Source organism: Planktothrix sp. FACHB-1355 (assembly GCF_014748295.1).
GTDB classification, from domain to species: Bacteria; Cyanobacteriota; Cyanobacteriia; order Cyanobacteriales; family Aerosakkonemataceae; genus Aerosakkonema; species Aerosakkonema funiforme_A.
This window is the reverse complement of the sequence record NZ_JACJUP010000296.1, coordinates 1-6,304: the sequence shown is the minus strand read 5'-3', so window position 1 is coordinate 6,304 and position 6,304 is coordinate 1. Positions and strand designations below refer to the sequence as shown.

The window sequence follows — 6,304 nt, the reverse complement described above, 5'->3', positions numbered from 1 at the left end:
TACTATTCCCACCGCAGCGGTAATTTGTAGGACAAACGGGACAATCATAACTATGCGGAGCGGAATTTTTCCAAGGACTTGGGAAATTGGCGATTTGAAGGATTTGCTCGACATAAGAAAACTTGCTGATGCGAAATTTTATAAGCTATTATACTTGTGTTACGTTATACTCTGGCTGAAAACTGCAAATCAATTAAAGGCTGTTTGTCAGCCAGAAGCTCTGAATGCAAACCGATTTGAGATGATATCTGGGCTTACCTAAAAGCCCAGCATCATTCCAGATTACCAACCCTCAACTGAGTCGCCACCTTCAATCCAAGCTTTTAAATCGCGCTCTGGTTTGGTCACATTAAATAAATGTAAGCCAAAATCTTTGGCCAGGTCTTTGCAAACTTTTATACCTCTGACGCTATTGTTTTCTTCATCCACAAGTGGCGAAAATACTCCCAAACCGAGTTTTCCTGGCGCAAGGGCGATCGTACCGCCGCTAACTCCACTTACGGCAGGCATCCCCACCCGGTAAGCCCACTCTCCAGAGGCGTCATACATCCCGCAAGTGTGCATGACGGTAACCACATCTTGGACGTAGCGTTCATCAAGAGCGCGTTGTCCGGTAATTGGATTGACACCGCCATTAGCAAGGGTAGCTGACATTACCGCCAAATCGCGTGCGTTGACCAAAATCGAACATTGCTGAAAGTACAAGTCAAGGGTTTCCTCAATTTTGTCGCTGACAATGCCAAAGTTGAGCATAAGGTAAGCGATCGCTCGATCGCGATTTCCAATCCCTTTCTCGGAGAAAAAGGTTGCAGTGTCAACAGAGTGCTTTCGTCCGGTGTAACGCTCAAATATATCCAGGATACGTTTGAGGCGTTCGTTGATGCCATTACCCTTAATCATATCGGTGGTGGCGATCGCTCCTGCATTGACGATCGGATTGTAGGGGCGCTTGTTTTTGTTATCTAGGACGATGGAGTTGATAGTTTCTCCCGCTTGCTTGACGCTCACCTTACTGCTGACATACTCGCGATCGCAATCCTCCAGTGCCAATCCGTACACAAATGGCTTGGAAATTGAGTGCATCGCGAACAATTGCTTGCAATCGCCCACCTCAAATACCTGACCGTTTGCTGTCACCACGCAGATACCAAACGACTCCGGTAAGGCATTTGCCAATTCCGGGATGCGATCGGAGATTGCACCCTCATTGAGGTTTTGATACTTTTCGTGCAATTCCGTAAGATAGGATAGGAAAGGAGATAAGGAAGCAAAAGATTGGATTGAACTTGCTAGCGACTTCAAATCGTGTTTTTCAGCCATGTTCTTTGTACTCTTGGGTTAGGGTATTTTACGAACGCATACCAAATTCATCGTTTTAAATATTTACAGCTATTTTCAGATGATTTGGCCACAGTTTTCTGTAGGGGTGCATTGCCCGCAACCTGTGGATTGGGACTGACTTACTCATTAGACCTCTCCAAAAATTTTTGTGGGGTAGGTATCTTGCCTGCCGAGAGAAATTCTTTTGGAGGAGATGTCTATTTGAAAACCCCTGTAAACTTCAGGGACTTATACAGCCAGTTTAAAAAACCTATATCTAGTAGGGCTAATTGCTGAATTCACCCTAAATTTAGATCCTCTGCATAAGACCCGATCGCGAAAAATCACCGGCTTCAAATAGCTGAAAGCTATAATAACCTGATATTTTTGTGAGCCAGCACTTATGCCAAAATTTTTCAACTAGGCTGGAGTAAAGCTTAGTTAAAAACTTTTCGGATCGATAAATACACCTGATGATATACTGCTTGAAACAAAAATCTTATTTCAGTGTGCTAAAAGACAGAGGCATAACACTTTTTCGTTCGGAAAAATGATGTTTTGAATACTGGGGAGGGAGTTGTCGCCATCGTCCTATGCTTTAATAGACATCTCGAAAAATTCTTGTGGGGTAGGCATCCTGCCTGCCCTTTGAGATTCTTTTGGAGGAAATGTCTAATGACGAGCGAAACCTTGACTCACCTCCACGCTTCTAACTGGTCATATAGGGATGTTTGGGAGTTTTATCCAAATGTTCAAATTAAGAACATTTTTATTTCTCTTTTCCCTGCCCTCTTCTGCTCAAATGGAATACTAAGCAAATCAGAGCCAAACTTTTTCTGGATTGACTGCTGCTATTGACTACCAATCATCAACTGATTCCCCACTTTCAATTAAGTCTTTCAGATTGTGTTTTGGTTGGGCGACATTGAATATATGCAAACCAAAATCTTTGGAAATATCTTCGCAAACCTTCATGCCTCTGATGCTATTGCCTCCCTCATCCACAGGCGGCGAGAAGACTCCCAAGCCGAGTTTTCCCGGTACAACCGCACTAATACCACCGCTAATCCCACTGACGGCAGGCATTCCCACCCGGTAAGCCCACTCGACCGCTGAGTCGTACATTCCACAGGTTTGCATGACGCTAACTACATCTTGGACGTAGCGCTCATCAATGGCGCGTTCTCCCGTAATGGGATTGACGCCCCCATTGGCGAGGGTAGCTGCCATAACTCCGAGATCGTGGGCATTGACTTGGATGGCACTTTGGTGAAAATAGAGGTCGAGGGTTTCGTCTATTTTTTCGCTGATTATGCCAAAGTTGAGCATAAGATAAGCGATCGCCCGATGCCGATTCCCATATGCTTTATCGGAGACGAAAGCTGGCATATAAATATCGTGCTTTCGTCCGGTATAACGCTCAAACATATCCAGAATGCGTTTAAGACGTGCGCCTACTCCATTGCCCTTGATTAGATCGGTGGTGGCTATCGCCCCTGCATTGACGATCGGGTTATAGGGGCGCTTGCTTTTCTCATCCAAGGCAATGCTGTTGAGGGTTTCTTCGATCGGCTTGACGCTGACTTTACTGTTGATATATTCCCGACCGTAATCCTCCAGTGCCAGTCCGTAGACGAATGGTTTCGAGATCGACTCCATCGTGAACAGTTGGTTGCAATTCCCCACTTCAAACACCTGACCGTTCACCGTCGCTACGCAGATGCCAAACCATTCCGGTAAGGCTTTCCCCAACTCCGGAATGTAGTTGGCGACAGTGCCCTCATTTACGGATTCATATTTTTCATATAACTCCGTGAGATACGAAAGAAATGGAGATGAGGAAGCAAAGGACTGAATTGCACTGGCTAGTGACTTCAAATCATGTTTTTCAGCCATTTTCTTGATACTCTTAGGGTAGGGTAGTGCAAAGAGCAAGTTCCTTTGGGGAGCTGCGATCGATCGTTTAGGCCATCACCTGTAGAGCTACTTTGCGAAACTCCTGACTGACGCGATGATCTGGGTACTTCACGCAGAAAACTCCTTCGCTGGCCAGTTGTACCATATCTTCCGATAAGGGGAAGATGCCGGCTACTGTAGTGCCGTAAGTGTCCTCTACTTTTTGCTTCAAAGCATCGAAATTCATACTGCTCAATGCTTTGTTCACCACTAGCAGCATTTTGCGAACTTTTAACTGCTTTGCTACATCCACCGTCACCGCCGTACCTTGGTAGTCTTGTTTGTCGGGACGTAAAATCAAAATTAAGACGTGGGAGATGGCGATCGACAGAAAGGTTTCTTTAGACAAACCTGGGTGGGTATCGATGAACAAGTAGTCTAGATTGAGACCTTTAACGAGTTTGCGAAATCCCTCGTGCAGCAATTTTACGTCATATCCTTCACTGAGAATCCTAGATATGTCGTCTGGTCTGATGCTGGCGGGAATTAGAAAAAGTTTGCCATCGCCTTGTACGCCGACGTTGCCACCAACATCATAAGCAGCATCTTCAATGGGAGCTTGACCCCACAGAAAGTTATTGAGGGTTTTGTCCATTCTTTCGGGATCTAGACCGAAAAGATTGTGAATTCCGGGAGATTGGATGTCGGTGTCAACCACAGCGACTCGCTGACCTTGCAGCGCCACACTCGTGGAAAGGTTTGCTGTTGTGTTTGACTTCCCGGTTCCGCCCCGGTATGAGTGAATTGATACTACTTTAGGCATTTTTTGATGTACTCCCTACTACAGAACTCTACTGCTGCCAAATTGGCTCTAAGAGTTTTACTTTTATAAAATACCATTAAATTCATCTACTTAATTTAATGTCTTCCGTAATTCCAGCATTTCTCTACCTCAGCCGTCAAGTAGGAAATGTATGAAATGTAGGAAGATTGATTTTATTGCCGACGGCTTAAGTTATTTTCAAAAAAAATATAATTTTTATTTTTTTGTATTTATTCAATTGGTTGACAATATTTAATTAAACACATGATATTATTGAGGATACCCAGCGACCCGCTTTCGCTCGCCAAATCATATATCACAACTTCCTCAAAAATCCGGCGATAAAAAGTTACATTCCTGCCAAGCAAGTTCAAAGAAGCTTTAAAATGTGCCAGAAGCCTACATTTACCCAAAGGGTAAGTGCGGTCAGTTCACGGCGTTTGTAGCGATTCAACATGGCAACTGTTAACGACAACTACCTCAAACTCAAAGCAGGTTACCTATTTCCGGAAATTGCAAGGCGGGTGAATGCCTTTGCAGAGGCAAATCCGGATGCTAAGATAATTCGATTGGGCATTGGCGACGTGACGGAACCGCTGCCGGAAGCTTGCCGCACGGCGATGATTGATGCGGTGGCAGAAATGGGCGATCGCAGCACGTTCAAAGGCTATGGCCCAGAGCAGGGTTATTCTTGGTTACGGGAGAAAATTGCTGCCAGAGATTTCCAAGCGCTGGGATGCGAAGTTGACGCCTCGGAAATCTTCATCTCCGACGGTTCCAAATGCGACACGGGTAACATTCTGGATATTTTCGGCAACGATAATACGATCGCAGTTACCGATCCGGTTTATCCGGTGTACGTGGATACCAACGTGATGGCGGGACATACTGGTGTTGCCAACGATAAAGGAGAATTTGAGGGTTTAGTTTATCTACCTATTACCGCAGAAAACAACTTCACCGCCTCGCTTCCCACCGAAAAAGTCGATTTGATTTATTTGTGCTTTCCCAATAATCCCACGGGAGCGGTTGCCAGTAAAGAACACCTCAAAGCGTGGGTAGATTACGCACTGGCGAATAATTCGATTATTTTCTTCGATGCTGCTTACGAAGCGTTTATCACCGATGCGGATATTCCTCATTCTATCTACGAGATTGAAGGGGCGCGGCAGTGTGCGATCGAATTTCGTTCCTTCTCCAAAACCGCAGGTTTCACCGGTACTCGCTGCGCCTTTACCGTAGTACCTAAAAACCTGACAGCAAAAGCAGCAGACGGTTCCGACGTAGAACTGTGGAAATTGTGGAACCGCCGCCAATCCACCAAGTTCAATGGAGTTTCCTACATTGTGCAACGCGCTGCTGAGGCAGTTTATTCCCCGGAAGGAGATGCACAAGTCAAAGCGCTTGTCAACTTTTATATGGAAAATGCCAAAATTATTCGGGAAAAACTGACCGATGCCGGTTTATCGGTGTACGGTGGCGTCAATGCACCTTACGTCTGGGTGAAAACCCCCAGCGGTTTATCCAGTTGGGATTTCTTCGATAAATTGCTGCATACCGTCAACGTGGTAGGAACACCCGGTTCCGGTTTTGGCGCTGCTGGGGAAGGGTACTTCCGCATATCCGCATTTAACAGTCGCGAAAATGTCGAAGAAGCGATGAGAAGGATCGTGGATAAGTTTAAGGTGTAGGGTTCTTCCCCGGTCTATTATGTTGTAGGGATGCGGCATCATCATATCATCTCGCTCATCCAAGTTTTAATGATGTCGTGTCCCTACAAAAATGTGGCTCTCCCGTAGTTATGGAAATAATTGTAATTTAAAGTTTGATTCTGCCGCAGTTTAAAGCCAGGTTTTGCCATAGCCCCTATGCTAGTAACAAAATGGGGCTCTTCCGTACTTAGTGTGCTAATTTAACTTAAATTTTATCCTAAAGCTTTTGTCCCATAAGGCTTTGAGATTATTTCCATCCAAAGTTTGCCTTATGACATTACAGTATAAGTGCGATCGCCTTGAAATCTAGCCAACTACAGTATATGGAAACAGAAAACTAATAATTTGGCACACTAAGTACGGAAGAGCCAAATTGCCCCACTTATCCTTAAAGATGAGGATAAATCTGAGCTATTGTCCAAAAATCTCGTTTGTGAGAAGGCGAAGATTAGTACAGCGGTTCCCGCTGTTATGAGGTACAGTAACAGCAACGAGTGAACCAATTTCTTAAATGTTGAGGATCGATCAAATGGAGGGCAACTGCAATTATTCT

4 protein-coding genes are annotated in these 6,304 nt (G+C 44.9%); 1 reads left to right on the top strand and 3 read right to left on the bottom strand.

From position 1 onward, the window contains the following. Window positions 1-282 precede the first annotated feature (282 nt). From glsA (H6S82_RS14235) to H6S82_RS14225, 3 genes are all read right to left on the bottom strand, one after another. A complete protein-coding gene (gene glsA, locus H6S82_RS14235; RefSeq protein ID WP_190473523.1) occupies window positions 283-1,320 on the bottom strand; it encodes a glutaminase A in 1,038 nt (345 codons plus the stop codon). Between the two features lie 858 nt (window positions 1,321-2,178). Next, window positions 2,179-3,216 (bottom strand): glutaminase A, encoded by a 1,038-nt coding sequence (gene glsA / locus H6S82_RS14230; protein ID WP_190473521.1) that lies wholly within the window; start codon window positions 3,214-3,216, stop codon window positions 2,179-2,181. A gap of 67 nt (window positions 3,217-3,283) precedes the next feature. Then, the gene (locus H6S82_RS14225) at window positions 3,284-4,039 is read right to left on the bottom strand and encodes a MinD/ParA family protein (RefSeq protein ID WP_190473518.1); all 756 of its coding nucleotides are present in this window, start codon (window positions 4,037-4,039) and stop codon (window positions 3,284-3,286) included. Between the two features lie 455 nt (window positions 4,040-4,494). On the opposite strand from H6S82_RS14225, the gene H6S82_RS14220 reads away from it, so the two are divergent. Then, window positions 4,495-5,730 carry an LL-diaminopimelate aminotransferase gene (locus tag H6S82_RS14220; RefSeq protein ID WP_190473515.1) on the top strand — a complete coding sequence of 412 codons (1,236 nt, stop codon included), beginning with the start codon at window positions 4,495-4,497 and terminating at the stop codon, window positions 5,728-5,730. Window positions 5,731-6,304: the final 574 nt, after the last annotated feature.

Bases quoted from the DNA above. Each gene is read 5' to 3' on its own strand.
- H6S82_RS14225 (WP_190473518.1), bottom strand. From the start codon at position 4,039: ATGCCTAAAGTAGTATCAATTCACTCATACCGGGGCGGAACCGGGAAG.
- glsA (WP_190473523.1), bottom strand. From the start codon at position 1,320: ATGGCTGAAAAACACGATTTGAAGTCGCTAGCAAGTTCAATCCAATCT.
- H6S82_RS14220 (WP_190473515.1), top strand. From the start codon at position 4,495: ATGGCAACTGTTAACGACAACTACCTCAAACTCAAAGCAGGTTACCTA.
- glsA (WP_190473521.1), bottom strand. From the start codon at position 3,216: ATGGCTGAAAAACATGATTTGAAGTCACTAGCCAGTGCAATTCAGTCC.